The organism is Propionicimonas paludicola (genome assembly GCF_002563675.1).
Lineage (GTDB): Bacteria > Actinomycetota > Actinomycetes > Propionibacteriales > Propionibacteriaceae > Propionicimonas > Propionicimonas paludicola.
The window spans coordinates 2,030,649-2,050,232 of the sequence record NZ_PDJC01000001.1 but is presented as its reverse complement, the minus strand read 5'-3'; the positions used below and the strand labels follow the sequence as shown (position 1 = coordinate 2,050,232).

The following is a 19,584-nucleotide window of genomic DNA, read 5'->3' as shown; positions in this document are numbered from 1 at the left end:
CCTGGGGGATCACGTTGGTGAGCCCGTCGAAACTCCTCACCGACCAGGTGTGGTGGCCGTCCGGGTTCCTGTCCGGGCGGCCGAGTAGGGTTGCCCGGTGAGTTTGAGCGGGCTGATCGGCTATCTCGGTACCGAGCCGGTGCTATCCCAGGTGATTGCGGATTGCCGGACCGGTCGCCTGCCTACCCTCGATCTGACAATCCCGACCCCGGTGCGTCCCTTGCTGGTGGCCGCGTTCGCCGCCCAGACCGAACGGCCGCTGCTGGTCGTAGCCTCCACGTTCCGGGAGGCGGAAGCCATCACGGCCAGTCTGTCCTCGCTGCTGGGTGAGGACGAGGTCGCGTACTACCCGGCCTGGGAGACCCTGCCGCACGAGCGGCTCAGCCCACGCTCGGACACGGTGGGACGCCGACTGACCGTTCTGCGCCGGCTGGCTGGCAATGACCCGCTGCCGGCCCCACGGGTGGTGGTGGCCCCGATCCGCTCGATGCTCCAGCCGCAGGTGGTCGGCCTGGGGGAGCTGCTGCCGGTCCAACTGGTCTCCGGCCAGGAGTATGAACTCAACGAGGTGGCCCAGCGGCTGGTCGCCGCCGCCTATCTGCGGGTCGACCTGGTCGAGCGCCGCGGCGAGTTCTGCGTCCGTGGCGGCATCATCGACATCTTCCCGCCGACCTTGGAACACCCGGTCCGGGTGGACTTCTTCGGCGACACCGTCGAAGAGATCCGACCGTTCTCGGTAGCCGACCAGCGCTCCTTCGACCAGACCCTGCCCGAGGTCACCGCCTCGCCCTGCCGCGAGTTGCTGATCACCGACGCGGTCCGGGCCCGGGCCGCCGCGCTGGCCGCCCAGCAGGCCAATGAGCCGGGCAACCTGGGGGAGTTGTTCGAGCGGATCGCCGCCGGGCACGCCGTGGACGGTATGGAGTCGCTGGCCCCGGTGTTGGTGGACGGCCTCGAACTGCTGATCGACGTCATGCCGGCCAACACCCAGATCCTGATCGAGGACCCGGAGCGGATCCGCTCCCGAGCCAAGGAACTGGTCGCCACTAGCGAGGAGTTCCTGCAGGCGTCCTGGGCCGCGGCGGCGGCCGGGGGAGCGGCGCCGATCGATCTGGGGGCGTCCGCCTATCGCAGCTTGGCCGATGTCCGCGCCCACGCCCTGGAGCGGGGTCAGGCGTGGTGGAGCTTCTCGCCGTTCGGCGCGGACGATGCCGGCCCGGCCATGGCGGCCGACGCCAGTTCGGTGCCCAGCCGGTCGCTGGAGGCCACCGAGGCTCCGGTCTGGCGCGGCGACACCGAGGCTGCCGTTGCCGCCATCCGGGAAGCTGCCGGGGCCGGCCATCGGGTGGTGCTGGTCGCCGACTCGCCGGGCCTGGTGGCCCGGATGGCCGAGGTGCTCGGCGGGGCCGACCTTCCGGTCAGCCGTCCGCCCGACCTCACCGAGGCGCCGCCGGCCGGACTGATCAGCGTGGTGGGTGCGGACCTGCGGCACGGTTTCAGCATTCCCGGGATCGGGCTGGACGTCTTCACCGCCGGCGATCTGTCCGGACAACGTGAGCCCGACAAGGCCTCCCGCAAGATGCCGGCCCGCCGCAAGAACCAGATCGATCCGCTCGAGCTGGCTGCAGGCGACCCGGTCGTCCACGAAACCCATGGGGTGGGCCGCTACGTCGAAATGGTCCAGCGGACCGTGGCCGGCGCCACCCGCGAGTACCTCGTCCTCGACTATGCGCCCAGCAAGCGCGGCCAGCCCGGCGACCGGCTCTACGTGCCGATGGACCAGTTGCACCTGGTCACCCGCTACGTGGGTGGCGAGGCGCCGACCCTGGACAAGCTCGGCGGCGGCGACTGGGCCAAGCGGAAGTCACGGGCCCGCAAGGCCGTCCGCGAGATCGCCTCGGAGCTGATCAAGCTGTACGCCGCCCGGCAGGCATCCCGCGGCCACGCCTTCAGTCAGGACTCGCCCTGGCAGTCCGAACTCGAGGACGCCTTCGTCTACGTGGAGACTCCCGATCAGCTGTCCGCGATCAGCGAGGTCAAGCAGGACATGGAGCAGGTCGTCCCGATGGATCGGCTGATCTGCGGCGATGTCGGTTACGGCAAGACCGAGATCGCCGTGCGGGCTGCCTTCAAGGCCGTGATGGACGGCAAGCAGGTGGCGGTCCTGGTGCCGACAACGCTGCTGGTCCAGCAGCACTACGCCACCTTCGCCGACCGCTATGCCGGCTTCCCGGTTACGGTCGCCTCGCTCAGCCGGTTCTCCACCGACGCCGACAAGAAGAAGGTGATCGCCGGCCTGGCCGACGGCAGCGTGGACGTCGTGGTCGGAACGCACGGGCTGCTGGCCGGTTCGGTGACTTTCAAGGATCTCGGCTTGGTGATCATCGACGAGGAGCAGCGCTTCGGAGTCGAGCACAAGGAGGCCCTGAAGAAGCTGCGGCTCAACGTCGACGTGCTGGCCATGAGCGCCACCCCGATCCCGCGCACCCTGGAGATGGCGATCACCGGCATCCGGGAGATGAGCGTGATCGCCACCCCGCCCGAAGAACGGCATCCGGTGCTCACCTTCGCCGGGCCCTACGACGACAACCAGGTCCGGGCCGCGATCCGCCGCGAGTTGGCTCGAGAGGGCCAGGCCTTCTTCATTCACAACCGAGTGCAGACCATCGAGAAGGCGGCCGCCCACATCGCTGAGCTGGTGCCCGAGGCCCGGGTCGCCGTGGCCCACGGACAGATGAGCGAACGCGCCCTCGAGCAGGTGATGGTCGACTTCTGGGAACGGCGCTTCGACGTCCTGGTCTGCACCACGATCGTCGAGGCCGGTCTGGACGTCTCGACGGCCAACACCTTGCTGATCGAGCGCGCCGACCTGCTCGGCCTGTCCCAGCTGCACCAGCTGCGGGGCCGGGTCGGACGAAGTCGCGACCGCGGCTACGCCTACTTCTTCTATCCCGGCGAGCGGACGCTGACCGACACCGCCCACGATCGGCTGGCCACCATGGCCGCGCACACCGACCTGGGCGCCGGCATGGCCATCGCCATGAAGGACCTGGAGATACGCGGCGCCGGCAATCTGCTCGGCGGCGAGCAGTCCGGGCACATCGCCGAGGTGGGCTTCGACTTGTACATCCGGCTGGTCGGGGAGGCGGTCGCCGAGTACCGCGGCGAAGAGGCCGAGCCTGAGCCGGAGATGAAGATCGAACTGCCCGTCGATGCTCATCTGCCCGCTGACTACGTCGAATCCGAGCGGCTGCGCCTCGAGATGTACAAGCGGCTGGCGGCGGTGGCCACCGAGGCCGATATCGAGGCGGTCCGCGAAGAGCTGCTGGACCGCTATGGTCCGCTACCGGATCCGGTAGCGGCGCTGCTCGCGGTGGCCGCCTTCCGGTTGCACGCGAAGAACTGCGGGGTGCAAGAGGTGGTCGCCCAAGGGAACTTCATCCGGTTCGCCCCGGCCGATCTGCCCGACTCCGCCCAGCTCCGGCTGGCCCGGCTGTACCCCGGCTCCCAGGTGCGCAAGGCGTCCGGTTTCATCCTGGTGCCGCGACCGATGACCCGTCCGATCACTGGCCAACCGCTGGTCGATGCCGAGTTGCTGGCCTGGGCCGGCAAGGTGCTGACCGATCTTTTCGCCGGGCCGTCCCCGGCGGCGTCCCCGGTCGCCAGCAGGTAGGATCGCGACGGCGAACGTTCCCGAGAAGGTGGCTGACGACAGATGAGCAAGTTCACGGCGAAGGTGGTGGCGCTGTTCTGCGCCGGATTGCTGGCTCTGGCCGGGTGTGCGGGAAGCCCGCAGACGGCGGCTCAAGTCGGCGATCATCGGATCACTGACGCTGAGGTGGCGCCGATCGCCGCAGCGCTTGCGGCTGCCGGAACCGACAAGGAAACCGCGACCAAGCTCACCCCGACGGTGATCAGCCTGCTGATCCAGTCCGAGCTGGGCCATGCCGCCATGGTGAAGGCCGGGCTCAACTTCACCGACAACGACCGCAAGCCGCTCTACGCGAGCAACCCGGTGCTGGGGGCCATGGCCACTCAGCCGGCCACCGCCGCGTTCATCCAGCGCTACGCCGACCTGTACCTGGTCACGCAGTCCGCTGAGGGCAAGACCGCTTTCAGCGACGTCGTTCAGAACACCAAGATCACGGTCAACCCGCGCTATGGCGACTGGGATCCGGCTCAGCTTCAGCTGACCAACGCCGGCGGCTCGCTGTCCGAGCTGGCGCCGAACAAGCCGTAGTCGATGAGCGACCACCTGGCCGAGCTCGACCGGCTGGTGGCGGTCATGCACCGGCTGCGCTCGGACTGCCCCTGGGACGCCCAGCAGACCCACGAATCGCTGATCCACTACCTGGTCGAAGAGACCATGGAGGTGGTCGAGGCGATCGAGGCCGGCGCTGACGATCAGCTGGTCGAGGAGCTCGGCGATCTGCTGCTGCAGGTGATCTTCCACGCCGAGATCGCCGCCGAGACCGGACGCTTCACCATCGCCGAAGTGGCTCGTGGGATCTCCGACAAGTTGATCGCCCGACACCCCTATGTCTTCTCCGAAGCCGAGGTGCCGGCCGACTTGATGGGCTCCTGGGAGCAGGCGAAGGCGGCCGAGAAGCACCGCACGTCCGCCTTGGACGGGATCCCGCAGCGGCTGTCCGCGCTGAGCCGGGCACACAAGGTGATCGGACGAGCCGCGAGTCACGGGATCACCCTGCCGCCGCCCTCGGCGGCGGTCTCCGAGCTGGAGCAGGCCGAGCTCGGGGCAGCTTTCGTCCATTTGGCGCAGCGCGCCGTGGAACTCGGCCTGGATCCTGAGCAGGTGGCTCGGGCCGCCGTCCGCGAGGTCGAAGCCCAGATTCAGGCGGCCGAGCAGTCCCGCTGAGCCGCGCCGGCGCCCGAGGCACGATTGCGGGCGCCGGGCTGACCCCGTCCAGTGGAACTCGCTGGGTGGTGACCGGGGTAGGCTGATCCTGACGTGAATTCCGCTTGAAAGGCACTCATCGTGGCAAGTATCGATTTCGTTGACGCCCGGCAGATCTTCGACTCCCGCGGCAACCCGACCGTGGAAGTCCAGGTCGTCCTGGACGATGGCGCCGAGGGCCGCGCTGCGGTGCCGTCCGGTGCTTCGACCGGCGCGTTCGAGGCCGTGGAACTGCGCGACGGCGATGCCGCGCACTACGGCGGCAAGGGTGTGCTGAAGGCCGTCGAGAATGTGATCGAGCAGATCGCCCCCGAGGTGATCGGCATGGAGGCTGACGAGCAGCGCCTGCTCGACCAGGCCATGATCGAGCTCGACGGCACCGACAACAAGGGCAAGCTCGGCGCCAACGCGATCCTGGGTGTCTCCCTGGCCGTCGCGCACGCCGCCGCCGATTCGGCCGGCCTGCCGCTGTACCGCTACCTCGGTGGCCCGACCGCTAATGTGCTGCCGGTTCCGATGATGAACATCCTCAACGGTGGGTCGCACGCCGACTCCAACGTTGACATCCAGGAGTTCATGATCGCCCCGATCGGCGCCGGCACCTTCGCCGAGGCCCTCGAGATCGGTGCCGGTGTGTACCACTCGCTGAAGGCAGTGCTGAAGGCCCGTGGCCTGTCCACCGGTCTTGGCGACGAGGGTGGCTTCGCCCCGAACCTGTCCAGCAACGCTGAGGCCCTCGACCTGATCCTCGAGGCGATCGGCAAGGCCGGCTTCGCCGCAGGCAAGGACGTCGCCCTGGCTCTGGACGTGGCCGCCTCCGAGTTCTACTCCGATGGCAAGTACGCCTTCGAGGGTGAGCAGAAGCAGGCTGCCGAGCTGATCGAGTACTACGAGAAGCTGGTCGCCAACTACCCGCTGGTCTCGATCGAGGATCCGCTGAACGAGGAGGACTGGGAAGGCTGGAAGGTCATCACCGACGTGCTCGGTGACAAGGTCCAGCTGGTGGGCGACGACCTGTTCGTCACCAACGTGACCCGCCTCGGCAAGGGCATCGCCACCGGCACCGCCAACTCGCTGCTGGTCAAGGTGAACCAGATCGGTTCCCTCACCGAGACCATCGACGCCGTGACCCTGGCTCACCGCAGTGGCTACACCACCATGATGAGCCACCGTTCCGGCGAGACCGAGGACACCACCATCGCCGACCTGGCTGTTGCCCTCGGCTGTGGCCAGATCAAGTCCGGCGCCCCGGCTCGTACCGAGCGGGTTGCCAAGTACAACCAGCTGCTGCGCATCGAGGAGGACCTCGACGACGCGGCTCGCTACGCCGGCGCCTCCGCTTTCCCGCGGTTCAAGGCCTGAGTTCGTAGTACTCAACCAGCGCCGGACGGTTCACCGTCCGGCGCTGGTCGCTTTTCGGGGCTGGTGCAGGGTCCGGGGGTTGCGTAGCCGTTGGGGATGACGGGATCTGCCGTCTCGATCCATCATTCCGAGCTGGATACGGGTCCGAAGGCCATCGAGGCGGCACATCGCCTCGCCCTGGGGTAACCGGGCTCGTGATCGGCCGGTAGGAGGCCTCGCCGAGCCACCACCAACGGCGCGGCCGGTTGCCTCAGCGCGCCATCACGGCCACTCGCTGCTGGGCCAGCTGCTCCTGCTCGCCGACCAGTTCGCTGTATCGGCGGGCCAACTCGGTGCGCACCCCGGACACGGCGCTGAGCGCCCGCCGGCTGCTCTCGGCGGCCGCCGTGATCCGTCCGCGAATCTCGAGGTCGGAGAAGAAGTTGTCGAACCAGACGTCGAAGGTCCGGCTGAGGTCGGGGATGTCCAGCCCCGGGATGGTCGGCAAGTCCACATCGAGGAGCTCGGCGGAGAGCCGCTGCAGCGCCTGACCGGCCGAGCGAAGCGCGGCCACGGCCCGATCGATCCGCTCATACTTCATGGCATCGACCAACAGGCCGCCGCGCAGGAAGACATCGAAGTCGGCGAGGCTCTCGGCGCTGTCGAGCTCACTGATCGCAGCCTGCAGGCGAACCGAGGCCTGATCGGCCGCCGCTATGGCCTCGCCGACTTCCTTGGCTGCGGCAAGGCTGGCCGCGTGGCGCTGGGAAATATCGATCAGCTCCTGTGCCTGCGCGCCGCCGGCCTGGCGCAGCTCGGCCTCGGTGGCGTCGAGCGCCCGGCGGCGACGCCCGTCCACATCGCCGAGGGCGGCGAGCTGGGTACGAAGCTGCCGCACCAGCGAGGACGCCTCGCTGAGGGCCCCCTCGGCCGAGCGGGCCTGATAGAGCGCAGCCTGCAGCTCGGCCTGTTCCCGCTCCAGGTCGGTTTGGTGGCTGCCCCGCAGTCTCGCCCACAACTGGGTGGGGCTGAAGTCCTCCAGTGCTTTCAACTCGACGGTCTCGGTGCTGACCTGGCTTCTGGCTTTGTCCGCGGTCCGCTGGGCTCTCGACTCGTCCGTGGTGGCCTTGGCCAGCCGAGTCAGTAGCCGATCTCGTTCGGCGCAGGCGTCCAGGGCGGCAAACAACTCCTCTGTGCTCACCCAGTTGAGCCTAACCGGGCTTGCCTCACCGCGTGGGCGAGTCGGCAAGCTGACCACGGCCGAGCGCCACCTATCCTGGAACGCGATTGGAGGTGGCCGATGGCAGGTGGCTCGCGCGGACCGCGGGGCGGTAGCGCTGGACCAGGGCGTCCGCAGCAGCGGCGTACCCGGACGACTGCGCGCAGCGCCGACTCGGCCCCGGTGAGCCCGAGCGAACCGACCACCGCGATCAGCACTCCGGCCATCTGGCTGCGGGGCCTGCGGGTGACCCGCCGAGCCATGGTCTTGGGCCTGGTGCTGGTGGTGCTCGCGCTGTCCTACGGTGGCTCGCTGCAGATCTACCTGGGCCAGCAACACGATCTGGCGGTGGCCGAGCAGCAGATCCGGGACCGCACCGCACAGGTGGCCGACCTGGAGGCCGAACTCAGCCGCTGGAACGATCCGGACTATGTCCGCACTCAGGCCCGGGCCCGGCTCGGCTGGGTGATGCCGGGAGAGACCGGCTATCGGGTGGTCGGAGCCGACGGGCAGCCGATCGGCGGGGGAGTGACCCTGGAGTCCGAACGAGGGCTGGCCCAAGGCGAGCGCACCCCGGTCTGGTGGGATCGGATGCTCGGTTCGATCGAGACCGCCGACGCCCCGGCCCGCAAGGTCACCCGGCGCTGAGCCGCCTCGTCCCCCATGGGACAATGGCGCACATGCCTGAGCTGGAACCGATCACCGAAGCCGACCGGGAGGCGATCCACGCCCAACTCGGACGAGAGCCTCGCGGCGCGGTCGGCGTCGCCTGGCGGTGCCCCTGCGGCAAGCCGGGCGTGGTGGCGACCAGCCCGCGGCTGCCGGACGGCACCCCGTTCCCGACCACCTACTACCTGACCTGTCAGCGAGCCACGTCCGGTTGCTCGACTCTGGAGGCCAGCGGGCTGATGACCGAGATGTCGGAGCGCCTCCTCACCGATCCGGAACTTGCGGCCGACTATCGGGGGGCCCATCAGGCCTACCTGGACGACCGGGCTCGGCTCGGCGAGGTGCCCGAGATCGCCGGGATCAGCGCCGGCGGGATGCCGGAGCGGGTGAAGTGCCTGCACGTCCTGGTCGCTCACTCGTTGGCCGCCGGACCAGGCGTGAACCCGTTGGGCGATGAGGCGCTGGAACGACTCGGCGAGTTCTGGGCGCGACCCTGCCGCGGCGCCGGCGCCGAACCGGCCACGGCGGACCAAGCCGCCGAATAGACTCCTCAGCCAGGCCCCCATGGCCCAACCGGTAGAGGCAGGCGGCTTAAACCCGCCCAAGTATGGGTTCGAATCCCATTGGGGGCACCGGTTGTCTGACCTGGGCGGCTCGGGTTGTGGCGAGGTAGGGGTTGGCTAGGGGAGTTCTCAGGGACGGAACACAGCCAGACCGGTTGAGCGTTGCCTACCATGGAAGACGACGACGGCACGCCGCCGCCAACCCAAGGAGGAGAAAGACGATGGCCCGCAGCAGCAACCCGGTCCTTTCCAAGCCGGACGCCTGGCAGACCGCGCCGGTGCAGAGCTACAGCCAGTACCAGACCTACGCCCCGGGACAGGGTGACGTGAACGCCGCGCAGTTCGGTCAGCCGGACGTGCCCGCCGGCCGGATGACTCTGGACGACGTGATCACCAAGACTGCGATCACGCTCGGCCTGGTCACCGTGGTCGCCGCGCTCACCTTCTTCGCCGCCAACACCGGGCTGATTCCGCTGCCCGGGCTCAGTGTCGCCACCATCGTGGCGGCTCTGGTCGCTTTCGGTGCGGCCATGGTGGTCAGCCTGCGCCGGAAGGTGAACCCCGGCTTCGTCCTGGCCTATGCCGCCATCGAGGGCGTGTTCGTCGGCGGGGTCAGCTACATCTACGCCTACCTCTTTGGCAACGGGATCCTGCCGGCCGCCGTGCTCGGCACGCTGGTCGCCGCCGCGGCCACCCTGGGTGCCTACAAGTACTTCCGGATCAAGGTCAGCGGCCGATTCCGCCAGATGGTCGCGATCGGGACCATGGCCTACGCCGGCGTGCTGCTGGTGAACCTGGTGCTGTCCTTCTTCGGGATGTCCTTCATCACGGCCGGCAACATGACCGGCTGGGCCCTGGCGGCCTCAGCGATCGGCGTCGGCCTGGCCGTGTTCAACCTGATCCTGGACTTCGACTTCATCGAGCAGGGCATCGCCCAGGGTGCGGTGGCTTCGGAGTCCTGGCGAGGCGCCTTCGGCCTGACCGTCACTCTGGTCTGGCTCTACCTCGAGCTGCTCCGCCTGCTCAGCTACTTCAACCGCAACTAGCCCGGGGACGGTCCATCACCGTCCACCCAGCCTCAGTCCCCGTCCGGTCTCCGGGCGGGGACTGCTGCGTTCGGACGAGTTCAGCCCAGGCCGGCGGTGAGGTCGGCCAGGTGGCGCTCCAGCAGCACCCGGGCCCCGGACGTCCATGGCCACTCCGACCAGGCGTCCAGACTCACCCAGGCGGCGTCGGCGGTCGTCCCGCCCACATCGTTCACCACCGGGTCGCCGGCATCGGGGCTGTAGGCCGCGTAGATGATCCGGACGGCGTGGAAGTCCTCCATCACTTGGCTGGGGGAGCGTCCGATCCAGTGGTCGGTCTGCACATCCAGCAGTTGGCGGATCTCCAGTTGCTGCCCGGTCTCCTCGATCACCTCGCGGATCAGGGCCTGCGCCGGGCTCTCCCCGGGGTCGATCCCACCGCCGGGCAGTCCCCACAGGTTGGGCACCGCCGTGAGGTCGGAGAACTGAGTGGCCAGCAGGCCGCGCTCGGACAGTACGACGCCGTAGGCGGCCAACCGCTGCCGGACGATCGGTGAGGTGGCCGGCTCGTCGGTGAAGTCGAGGGAGCGTGGCTTGGCGGCGGGTAGCTCTGCGCTGCGTCCGTGGCGGGAGACTTGAGCGGTCAGGGTGACGTCCGGCGCCGAGCCGTTCGCGGAGAGCAGCCGGACGATCCGAAAGCCGCTCTCCCAGGCCAGTCGATGCGGATCGGCCCCGTGTTCGAGGTCCACGTTGAGAACCGGCAGACCGCCGGCCACCTCAACCCCGATGATCCGCATCGATCCATCATGTCGCAGCGACCACCCCCGCCCAAGTGGCCGCGCCCGCAGGTAACCCACCAGTAACCAAAGCCGGGAGCATATGCTTCGGTGCACACCAGCCAGGTAGGGGACGAATGAAGCGCCACGACCAGAAGGCAGGCTGCCGTCGGCAGTCTGGACGTCACGGTACGTCGATCCCACTTTGATCAAGTACCTGGGCTCCAAGCGGCGCCTGGTGGGTGAGTTGGGCCGGCTCTTCAGCCAGTCCGGCGCCCAGACTGCGTTGGACCTGTTCACCGGCACTACTCGGGTGGCACAGGAGTTCTGCCGTCTCGGTGGCTGGGTGGCCTGCGTCGACACCGCCGCCTACTCCGAGGTCCTGGCCAAGTGCTACGTCGAACTCGACGCGGACGCGGTCGATCCCGCCGAAGTGGACGAGGCCCTGGCCCGGCTGTCTGCCCTGCCGGATCGGCGCGGCTACGTCACCGAGGTCTTCTGTGAGCAGGCCCGCTACTTCCACCCCGACAACGGGGTCCGGATCGATGCGATCCGACAGGGGATCGACGATCTCTACGCCGACCACTGGCTCCGTCCGGTGTTGCTGACGTCGTTGCTCGAGGCGGCCGACCGGGTCGACTCGACGCTGGGGCTGCAGATGGCCTACCTCAAGCAGTGGGCGCCGCGGGCGCTGCGTCCGCTGCGGCTGAGCGCACCCGAACTCACCCCGGGCACCGGGAAGGCGATCCGGGGCGATGCCCTGGAGCTCGTGGCAGAACTGGAGCCGGTCGACCTGGCCTACCTGGACCCGCCCTACAACCAGCATCGCTACTTCACCAACTACCACGTCTGGGAGACCCTGGTTCGCTGGGACTCACCGGCGCACTACGGGATCGCCTGCAAGCGGGTGGACGCCCGCGACGAGGAGACCCGTAGCGCCTTCAACTCCAAGCGCCGGATGCCCGAGGCGTTGGCCGCGGTGATTGCCGAAGCCAGGGCCGAGACGGTGGTGGTCTCGTTCAGCAATGAGGGTTTCGTGCCGCTGCCCCAACTGCAGGAGTTCTGCCAGGCTCGGGGCAACCCGGTGGCGGTGCTCGCCTATGACACCAAGCGCTACATCGGTCAGCGGCTGGGCGTCTTCTCGCCCGACGGACGCCGGGTCGGTGAGGCCGGACCGGAACGCAACGTCGAGTATCTGCTGGTCAGCGCGCCCGAGGAGCGGCTGGCCCAGATCATTCGCTGAGAGTGACGCCACCCAGAGTGGTGGTCACGTTCAGGCTGCCGACGCTGAAGTGCATGCGGGCCGTCCCGTGGCCTTCCCGATCGTCGATGACCACTTTCCAGTCTGCGTCCACCGCCGCCCTCTTGCCATCCCGCAGGCTGTGGACCACCCGCCAGATGGTGACCGGATCCACCTTGGTGGCGGAGAACTCCGGCAGGTCGCGGGTTCCCGGGATGGTCACGGCGGTCACCGGGACGCGCAGGCCGCGGCTGCGATGGACGAGCCGGTTGGTGCCTCCGGTGCAGACCACCTGGACGCCCTGGCTCGCCGAGATCGTGATCGAGTAGACCAGGGTCCGGATCCCGAGAGCTTCTTCGAGCCCGGTCTGGATGCTGTCGACGTTGTCGAAGTCGAGCAGCTTGAGCAGGCTGCCGTTCGGGTTGAAGAAGACGGTCTTCGTCTCCGGGACCGTGGTGACGGACATGACCACGTCCCCGCCGGCATTGTCGACGATGTTCAGGGCCTGGTCCTGGGAGGAACCGGAGACCGCGGCAGCGGCGTCGAAGATGGCCCCGACATTGTCGATGTTGAACCGACTGATGTCGAAGGTCGCCTGGTTCACATAGGTGAGATCGCCGATCACCTTGCCCACGGTCCCGTCCCGATAGGCCCAGGTCGAGGCCTGGCCGTTCTTCAGGACGCCGATCTGCACGGTGTCGGCGGTCACCTCCGCCATCAGCAGCTCATCGGAGCCGGCCGCGGCGATCAGCTGGTCGATCATGTTCCGCGCCGCACCGACCCGAGTGAAGTCGATCGCGCTTGCGGTCGGGCTGGGGCTGGCGCTGACCACCGCCTTCGGTGGGGTGGACGGAGTCAGGGATGCGGGGGTGCAGCCCGCCAGCAGCATCGCGGCCAGAACAAGGCAGGCCGATAGCCGGTGGGAGTGGTTGTGCACCCATCGAGGTTAGCGCCACCGCAGCGGGACGGCTGCCTCAGGCGGGAGGCTGTCCCGGTGATCGACGTCGAACTGTCCGCGGAGAAGCTGGCGCCGCTGCTGGTCGGGGCACTGCTGCGCGATGGGGAGATCACCGTGCGGCTCACCGAGGTCGAGGCCTACTCCGGCCAGGACGATCCGGCCTCTCATGCCTGGCGCGGGCCGCGTCCGGTGAACCTGGCCCTGTTCGGCGATCCGGGTACCTTGTACTGCTATCGGTCACACGGGCTGCACATCTGCGGGAACCTGGTCTGCGGCCGACCCGGGGGTGGCTCGGCAGTGCTGTTCCGGGCCGGTGAGGTGGTGGCCGGCATCTCGGTCGCGCGTCGGCGGCGTCCGGGGGTGAGCGATGTGGCACTGGCCCGCGGTCCGGGGAACCTGGGCCGGGTCTTCGGCTGGACGCTGGCCGACAACCGGCGTCCAATCGTCGCCGAAGCCGCGCCGGACGCATTGGTGCTGGTGCCGGGCGAACCGGTGGAGGTGGTCAGCGGGCCGCGGGTCGGGGTGAGCGTGGGCCACCAGCGGCCGTGGCGGTTCTGGGCGGCCGGCGATCTGACGGTCTCGGCCTATCGGCGAAGCCCGCGAATCGTGGCCGGTCGCCTGGACTGGTGAGCTCGGTTCAGGGGCGAACCGACAAGAACAGGTAGGCGGCCAGCAGTGACAGGTGCACCCAGCCCTGCAGCGTCTTGGCCCGGCCCGGAGTGACGGTGAGCACGGCGACCACGGCCGAGATCAGCAGCAGCACCATCTGGGTGGGCTCCAGGCCCAACGACAGCTTGTCCGGGATCCAGATCGAGGCGATGGCGATGGTCGGGATGGTCAGCCCGATCGAGGCCATGGCCGAGCCGTAGGCGAGGTTCATGCTGGTCTGGACGCGGTTGCGTCCGGCCGCCTTCACGGCCGCGATCGACTCGGGCAGCAGGACCATCAAGGCGATCACCACGCCCACGACGGTATGCGGGAACCCGAGCGCCTGGACGCCGGACTCGATCGCCGGCGACTCGACCTTGGTCAGGCCCACCACGGCGATCAGGGCCACCAGCAGGGCGGCCAGGCTGGTGAAGGTGGCGGCCAGGGTCGGTGGCTCAGCGTGGACGTCCTCGTCGAGGGGAGTGCCGTCGGTGCCGGTGGGCAGGAAGAAGTCCCGGTGCCGGATGGTCTGAGTGAACACGAACATCCCGTACAGCGCCAGCGAGGCGACCGCGGCGAAGGCGAGCTGCTCGGAGCTGAACACCGGCCCGGCTTCGCTGGTGGTGAACCTCGGCAGCACCAAAGTCAGGCCGGAGAGGGCGACCACGGTACCCAGCGCCGACCCGGAGCCCTCGGCATTGAACACGGCCAGGTGGTGCCGGGAAGCAGCCACCAGCAGGGACAGTCCGACGATCCCGTTCATGGTGATCATCACGGCGGCGAACACGGTGTCCCGGGCCAAAGTGGTGGTGTTGCCCTTGCCGGACAGCATCAAGGTGACGATCAGTGCCACCTCGATCACGGTCACGGCCACGGCCAGCACCAGCGACCCGAACGGCTCGCCGACTCGATGGGCGACCACCTCGGCGTGATGGACGGCGGCCAGCACCGAACCGACCAGGAAGGCGCCGGCCACGGCCAGCAGCCAGGCCGGAGGCTGGCCACCCCAGGTGACTGCCAGCAGCACGACTGCCACCACCGGGACGCTGATCGTCCAGTCCATCAGGGCCGTGATCCGTGGTGCCGCCATGCCCGAATCCTATGTGGTCGCCATCTGCGAGCCGAGGGGGCAATGCTTCGCTCGTCGCGAACGGGCGGCGCGACCGGAGGCGGCCAGGTCACCCGTGCTGTCGGCGGGGGCGGGCGCCAGAGCCGCAGCCCTGTGCTGGACCTTTGTCTGTGACAAGGGTGAAGGCCGGACCAAGTATGAGTTGGTCCGGCCTTCGAGTCGTCCAGACCGAACCTGTCTGAACCCGGCGGCCCGCCTGATCCGCCCCTGTCCGAGGGCTCCCGCAGATTGCTCCGCAGGCTCAGAGGATCTCGATTGCCATCCGTCCGCCACCTCGTTTGCTGTGCCTTTCGACCCGGCATCCGCGATTGCGTAGCTATGTTCTACGCCGGTCTGCGAGGGGTGCGCAAGAGCTTTCCTGAGCGATTGTGAACGAGTTTCGGCCCGTCTGTCACAGCCGTCACAGCTGTCTCTCCAGCCACGCCCACGGACGGCTCCAGAACGCACGAAGCCGGACCAACTCATACTTGGTCCGGCTTGGAATATGTCTATCGGCTGGCGACTCGCCGGGCCGGGACCGACACGCCCCAGAGCAGGATTTGCGGCGTCCGAACTGGTTGCCGCAACCCTCTTCCATCCCGGCTCAAGGTGAGTAGGGTGGCCGGTAACTCCCCAATGGCGGGGGGTTTCGAACCACTGAGTGGAACGAGGTCCAAGGATGATTGATATCAGTCAGGGCGACACGCTCGTGAATCCGGTGGACACCACCGTTGAGATTCGTCGGTCGGTGTCCCAACCTCTCAAGCAAGTTTGGAAAACTCTGGCGTGCCGTGAGGGCGCCGAAGCGCTCCTCGGCCCTGGTGCCGAGCTCGGCGACAAGGGAGACAGCTGGCAGGCCGCGGACGGCACCTTCGGGGTGATCCGCTCCTACCACCCCTTGGAACAGATTCGGTTCAGTTGGCATGTGGCCGAAGACGCCCCCAAGACCATCGTTGAGGTGGACCTGGTGGCCGAAGGTGACAACCAGACCTCGATCGAGGTCCGACATCAACACGTCCCCGCCTACTTCGATACCGCCGCGCTGGCTCACCGCTGGGAGCAGGCGCTGGAGAAACTGGCCGCTCTGCTGGCCTGACGCCGTGCTGCCGGTCGGCCCACGCCGCCTACGCTGAGGCCGGCCGGCACCGCACGCCGGTGGCGTGCACCGGGCAGTACCCGTCCGGATTCTTGGCCAGGTAGCCCTGGTGGTAGCGCTCCGCGTAATAGAACGGCCCGGCATCGGTCACCTCGGTGGTGATCGCGCCGAAGCCGGCCCGGGTCAGTTCGGGCTGGTACTCGGCCAGGGTAGCCTCGGCTGCGGCCCGCTGGCCCTCGTCGGTCACGAACAGGATCGAGCGGTACTGAGTGCCGTGATCATTTCCCTGACGCATCCCCTGGGTGGGGTCGTGGTTCTCCAGGAAGACCCGCAGCAGCTGTCGGTAGCTCACCCGGCTCGGGTCGAAGACGACCCGGACGCTCTCGGCATGACCGGTGGCGCCGCTGCAGACCTCTTCGTAGGTGGGGTTCGGGGTGTAGCCGCCCTGGTAGCCGACCGCGGTGGTGAGCACGCCGTCCTGCTCCCAGAACAGCTTCTCTGCACCCCAGAAACAGCCCAACGCGAAGTAGGCGACCTCGGCCCCCTCGGGGGTCTGGTCGATCTTGGTGCCGAGCACCTCGTGGAACGTGGTCCCGGGGGTGAGCACCGGGCGGTCTCGTCCGGGCAGCGAGGCAGTGGGGGAGACCATGGTGGTTTTCGTGAATCCGAACACGTCTGCAGAACACCTACTCGCTGGCGGACATTCCATGGGTGGCCGGCTCGAGCCGCCAGTCGATCGGCGCAGCACCCTGTTCGATCAAGGCCTGGTTGGCCCGGCTGAACGGTCGGGAGCCGAAGAAGCCGTAGCGGGCCGACATCGGGGACGGGTGGGCCGAGGCGATCTGGGGGATGCCGCCCAGCCGAGGGGCCAGGGATTGCGCATCCTTTCCCCACAAGATGGCGACCAGTGGACCGCCGCGCGCGACCAGAGCGTCGATGGCTGCCTCGGTGACCTTCTCCCAGCCCTTGCCGCGATGGGACGCCGAGGCGCCCGGGCGCACTGTGAGCACCCTGTTCAGCAGCAGCACGCCCTGCTCGAACCAGCCGGTGAGGTCGCCGGAGGCCGCCTTGGGGATGCCGAGATCGGCTTCCAGCTCGGTGTAGATGTTGGCCAGGCTCTGCGGCAGCGGACGGACGTCGGGGGCCACTGAGAAGGACAGTCCGACCGGGTGGCCCGGGTTCGGATAGGGATCCTGACCCACGATCAGCACCCGGACGTCGGCCAGGGGCCGGGAGAAGGCGCGCAGGACCCGGTCTCCGCTGGGCAGATAGCCGCGGCCGGCGGCCAGCTCGGCCCGCAGGAAGTCCCCCATCTCGGCGATCACCGGCTCCACCGGGGCCAGCGCCTGCGCCCAGTCCGGTGCCATCAACTCGGCCAGCGGCTTCCTCACGCCGGCCACCTTATCGCCGGGTCCGGCCATGCGTCCGAGCTGCCCGATGCCGGTTGCGGCCGGTGCCACCGGCCGGGCGACTCCGGCCGTCCGCTCGGCGACTCCGGGACGGTTCAGGGACCCACCTCATCTGCGCGGGCCGTGCCGCTGGCTACAGTTCGGGCATGCGAAGCGCCAGTTCGAGACGTCGTCCGGTCGCCGATCGGCGAGTGCCCGTCGGTCTGATCACCGCCTCCGAGTGGGCCTGGCGCGGACTGCTGGTGGCGGCCGCCCTGGCCGGGATCTGGTGGCTGATCACCTACTTCTCCGGAGTCACCGTGCCGTTGGCCGTGGCCGTGTTGCTCACGGCCCTGTTGGCCCCGATCAACTCGCGGCTGCGCACCTGGCGCTGGCCCGGTCCGCTGGCCGCGATCTCGACGCTGCTGCTCACTGCGCTGGTCCTGGCTGGGGTGTTCTTCGCGATCGGTACCCAGGTGGTCAAGGAATGGCCGCAGCTGTTCGACAAGGCCGTGGCCGGAATCGGCACCCTGCTCGGCTGGCTGGCCAGTGGACCGCTGCACATCGATCAGGCTCAGCTGGACGGCTACTACGCCCAGCTCACCGAGTGGGTGAACAACTCCCGGGCCGACCTGGCGTCCATGGTGGCCGCGGCCGGAGTTGGCGTCGGTCACTTCTTCGCAGGGTTCGCCATCGCGCTGATCGCCACCTTCTTCTTCCTGGCGTCCGGACAGCGGATCTGGGAGTCGATCCTGCGGGTGCTGCCCAGCCACTATCAGGAGCGGACCGGCCGTGCCGCGGCCAACGGCTGGACCTCGCTGGTCGCCTACATGCGGGCGCAGGTCCTGGTGGCCCTGGTGGATGCCCTCGGCATCCTGATCGGTGCCCTGGTGCTGCAGCTGCCGATGGCCTGGGCGCTGTTCGCGCTGACCTTCATCACTGCCTTCATCCCGGTGGTCGGGGCGGTCCTGGCCGGAACGGTGGCCTGCGCGCTGGCTCTGGTCAGCTACGGCCCGGTGACTGCGCTGATCATGTTGGCAATCACCGTCTTCGTGGTGCAGGCCGAGGGGCACTTCCTGCAGCCGATCCTGCTCGGCCGGGCGGCGTCGCTGCACCCGCTGGCCGTGCTGATCGGACTGGCGGTCGGCGCCACCATCGCCGGCATCGTCGGTGCTCTGCTGGTGATTCCGGTGCTGGCCTTCGGCACCGCCTTCATTCGCGGCCTGGATCCACAACGGCTGCAGGAGCCGACCCCGAGCAGACCCTGAAAGTGGTAAGCCAACCTTTCTGTTCTGGAAAGCCCGATCTACCATTGCTTCATGAGCAATCCTGATCTGACTCCGATTCTGGAGGAACTGGCCGCCGGACGCATTGACGCCGCGGAGGCCGCCCGGCGCATTGATGCGCTCAAGGCCGAGGCCCAGCCTCGGCACGCCGAGGACGAGCCGGTGGCCGCCGAGATCATCGACGCCGAACCGAGTGACGAAGAGCTGGCCAACGACCCCGACGCCGGTCGCCGTCAGTACGCCCCGCATGCCCGCGAGATCTTCGAGCAGCCGCCGGTGGACGCCGCCAGCGCCGGACGCCGCCGGGCGGCCGGCAGCAAGGGCGTCGATCGGATCTCGGTACGAGTCGTCGGCCGCCGGGTCCGGATCGTCGGCGACCCGAGTGTGGCCACCGCGTCCGCCGAGGGCCCGCATGTGCTGCGCCGCTCGGGCTCGGTGCTCGAGGTGAACAGCGATGGCGAGTTCGGGCCCAGCCTGGACGGCTTCAGCCTGCTCCGTCCGCCGCGCAGCCTGGACGACATCCGCTCGCTCGGTCTGGGCAAGGAGCTGTACTTGCGGGTGAACCCGTCGATCGCGGTCGACGTCGAGATCACCGCCGGCCACCTGACCTGCTCCGGGGTGCCGTACCTGGGCAAGATCCGGATCACCGCCGGCGGCGCCGAGCTCAGTGACATCAGTGAGGCCAATGACGTCCTGGTGCAGGCCGGCTCGGTGAACCTGAGCGGTGCGATCACCAGCGGACGCTCCCGGGTCCGGGTCGAGTCCGGCAACCTGAACATCGACCTGGACGAGAACTCCAACGTCACCGTCCACGGCGAGGCGCAGCTGGGCAAGATCAACTGGTCCGGCGTCCACAACGGCCCGCTGGACGAGGTCGTCCTCGGCAACGGCTCGGCCCGGCTCGACGTCGGCGTGGTGATGGGCTTCGCCAGCATCCGCTCCGGCGCAGCCGAGGACCTGCGATGAGCAAGGCGCCGACCTATCGGGCCCCGTCCGACTGCCCGGTCTGTGGGGACGAACTGATCACCACCCGGCTCGGCTGCCGCAACTGTGGCTCCGAGCTGGCCGGTGAGTTCGGCCACTGCGACTTCTGCGCTCTGGACGAGCGGGAGACCGAGTTGTTGCGGGTCTTCCTGGCCTCGCGCGGCAACCTGCGTGAGGTGGAGAAGCACCTGGGAGTGTCCTACCCGACCGCCCGGGCTCGGTTCACCGAGCTGCTGATGAAGCTCGGTCTGGGCAGTGACGCCAACACCGTTCCCACCATGACCCGCGAGCAGGTGCTCAGCGAGGTGGCCACCGGCGCTCTCGATCCGGCCGAAGCCGCCGTGCTGCTGGCCAACCTCGACTGACGC

The 19,584-nt window shown here is 68.6% G+C and carries 19 protein-coding genes and 1 tRNA gene; 14 read left to right on the top strand and 6 right to left on the bottom strand.

Features of this window, described 5'->3' with window-relative positions; genetic code table 11:
* The first annotated feature begins 97 nt into the window (after positions 1-97).
* The 4 genes from mfd to eno all read left to right on the top strand — a co-directional run bounded on the left by mfd (position 98) and on the right by eno (position 6,277).
* Entirely contained in the window at positions 98-3,673 is a 3,576-nt protein-coding gene (gene mfd / locus ATK74_RS09610; protein ID WP_098460825.1) for a transcription-repair coupling factor, read from the top strand.
* Between the two features lie 42 nt (positions 3,674-3,715).
* Positions 3,716-4,240 carry a hypothetical protein gene (locus tag ATK74_RS09605; RefSeq protein WP_098460824.1) on the top strand — a complete coding sequence of 175 codons (525 nt, stop codon included), beginning with the start codon at positions 3,716-3,718 and terminating at the stop codon, positions 4,238-4,240.
* Between the two features lie 3 nt (positions 4,241-4,243).
* A complete protein-coding gene (locus tag ATK74_RS09600; protein ID WP_098460823.1) occupies positions 4,244-4,876 on the top strand; it encodes a nucleoside triphosphate pyrophosphohydrolase in 633 nt (210 codons plus the stop codon).
* A gap of 120 nt (positions 4,877-4,996) precedes the next feature.
* The gene (eno, locus tag ATK74_RS09595) at positions 4,997-6,277 is read left to right on the top strand and encodes a phosphopyruvate hydratase (protein WP_098460822.1); all 1,281 of its coding nucleotides are present in this window, start codon (positions 4,997-4,999) and stop codon (positions 6,275-6,277) included.
* Positions 6,278-6,527: 250 nt separating this feature from the next.
* On the opposite strand, the gene ATK74_RS09590 is transcribed toward eno, so the two are convergent.
* The gene (locus tag ATK74_RS09590) at positions 6,528-7,457 is read right to left on the bottom strand and encodes a coiled-coil domain-containing protein (RefSeq protein WP_098460821.1); all 930 of its coding nucleotides are present in this window, start codon (positions 7,455-7,457) and stop codon (positions 6,528-6,530) included.
* A gap of 201 nt (positions 7,458-7,658) precedes the next feature.
* Here ATK74_RS09590 and ATK74_RS09585 point away from each other — a divergent pair, with 201 nt between their 5' ends.
* The 4 genes from ATK74_RS09585 (at position 7,659) to ATK74_RS09570 (ending at position 9,753) form a co-directional block, all read left to right on the top strand.
* Entirely contained in the window at positions 7,659-8,123 is a 465-nt protein-coding gene (locus tag ATK74_RS09585; RefSeq protein ID WP_169923804.1) for an FtsB family cell division protein, read from the top strand.
* A 32-nt stretch (positions 8,124-8,155) separates the two neighbouring features.
* Positions 8,156-8,689, top strand: coding sequence for a DUF501 domain-containing protein (locus ATK74_RS09580; protein ID WP_211283333.1), 534 nt, complete (start codon positions 8,156-8,158; stop codon positions 8,687-8,689).
* A 13-nt stretch (positions 8,690-8,702) separates the two neighbouring features.
* A tRNA-Leu gene (locus ATK74_RS09575) sits at positions 8,703-8,776 on the top strand.
* A gap of 152 nt (positions 8,777-8,928) precedes the next feature.
* Positions 8,929-9,753, top strand: a complete 825-nt coding sequence (locus tag ATK74_RS09570; protein WP_098460818.1) for a Bax inhibitor-1/YccA family protein — start codon at positions 8,929-8,931, stop codon at positions 9,751-9,753.
* Positions 9,754-9,833: 80 nt separating this feature from the next.
* Here the strand turns inward: ATK74_RS09570 and ATK74_RS09565 are convergent, their stop codons facing one another.
* Positions 9,834-10,529: an NUDIX hydrolase gene (locus ATK74_RS09565; RefSeq protein WP_098460817.1), complete on the bottom strand. Its 696-nt coding sequence runs from the start codon at positions 10,527-10,529 to the stop codon at positions 9,834-9,836.
* Between the two features lie 184 nt (positions 10,530-10,713).
* On the opposite strand from ATK74_RS09565, the gene ATK74_RS09560 reads away from it, so the two are divergent.
* Positions 10,714-11,751, top strand: a complete 1,038-nt coding sequence (locus ATK74_RS09560; RefSeq protein ID WP_098460816.1) for a DNA adenine methylase — start codon at positions 10,714-10,716, stop codon at positions 11,749-11,751.
* On the opposite strand, the gene ATK74_RS09555 is transcribed toward ATK74_RS09560, so the two are convergent.
* Positions 11,741-12,685, bottom strand: coding sequence for a hypothetical protein (locus ATK74_RS09555; protein WP_143483619.1), 945 nt, complete (start codon positions 12,683-12,685; stop codon positions 11,741-11,743). The two genes, ATK74_RS09560 and ATK74_RS09555, sit on opposite strands and share 11 nt — an antisense overlap.
* 57 nt (positions 12,686-12,742) lie before the next feature.
* Between ATK74_RS09555 and ATK74_RS09550 the strand changes: the two genes are divergently transcribed.
* Complete coding sequence (locus tag ATK74_RS09550) at positions 12,743-13,336, top strand: DNA-3-methyladenine glycosylase (protein WP_098460814.1); 594 nt, start codon at positions 12,743-12,745, stop codon at positions 13,334-13,336.
* Positions 13,337-13,343: 7 nt separating this feature from the next.
* Here ATK74_RS09550 and ATK74_RS09545 read toward each other — a convergent pair whose 3' ends face one another.
* Positions 13,344-14,444, bottom strand: a complete 1,101-nt coding sequence (locus tag ATK74_RS09545) for a calcium:cation antiporter (RefSeq protein ID WP_098460813.1) — start codon at positions 14,442-14,444, stop codon at positions 13,344-13,346.
* 697 nt (positions 14,445-15,141) lie between these two features.
* On the opposite strand from ATK74_RS09545, the gene ATK74_RS09540 reads away from it, so the two are divergent.
* Complete coding sequence (locus tag ATK74_RS09540; RefSeq protein ID WP_098460812.1) at positions 15,142-15,558, top strand: SRPBCC family protein; 417 nt, start codon at positions 15,142-15,144, stop codon at positions 15,556-15,558.
* 28 nt (positions 15,559-15,586) lie between these two features.
* Here ATK74_RS09540 and msrA read toward each other — a convergent pair whose 3' ends face one another.
* Together msrA and ATK74_RS09530 are read right to left on the bottom strand one after the other, a co-directional pair.
* Positions 15,587-16,207, bottom strand: a complete 621-nt coding sequence (gene msrA / locus ATK74_RS09535; RefSeq protein WP_245840875.1) for a peptide-methionine (S)-S-oxide reductase MsrA — start codon at positions 16,205-16,207, stop codon at positions 15,587-15,589.
* A gap of 37 nt (positions 16,208-16,244) precedes the next feature.
* A complete protein-coding gene (locus ATK74_RS09530; RefSeq protein ID WP_098462170.1) occupies positions 16,245-16,979 on the bottom strand; it encodes a uracil-DNA glycosylase in 735 nt (244 codons plus the stop codon).
* A gap of 134 nt (positions 16,980-17,113) precedes the next feature.
* Here ATK74_RS09530 and ATK74_RS09525 point away from each other — a divergent pair, with 134 nt between their 5' ends.
* Genes ATK74_RS09525 through ATK74_RS09515 form a run of 3 tightly spaced genes read left to right on the top strand, consistent with a single transcriptional unit; the run spans position 17,114 to position 19,581 of the window.
* The gene (locus tag ATK74_RS09525; protein ID WP_098460810.1) at positions 17,114-18,214 is read left to right on the top strand and encodes an AI-2E family transporter; all 1,101 of its coding nucleotides are present in this window, start codon (positions 17,114-17,116) and stop codon (positions 18,212-18,214) included.
* A 51-nt stretch (positions 18,215-18,265) separates the two neighbouring features.
* On the top strand, positions 18,266-19,198 hold the full coding sequence (locus ATK74_RS09520) for a hypothetical protein (protein WP_098460809.1): 933 nt from the start codon (positions 18,266-18,268) through the stop codon (positions 19,196-19,198).
* A complete protein-coding gene (locus ATK74_RS09515) occupies positions 19,195-19,581 on the top strand; it encodes a DUF2089 domain-containing protein (protein WP_098460808.1) in 387 nt (128 codons plus the stop codon). The genes ATK74_RS09520 and ATK74_RS09515 overlap by 4 nt, the downstream gene beginning before the upstream one ends.
* Positions 19,582-19,584 lie beyond the last annotated feature (3 nt).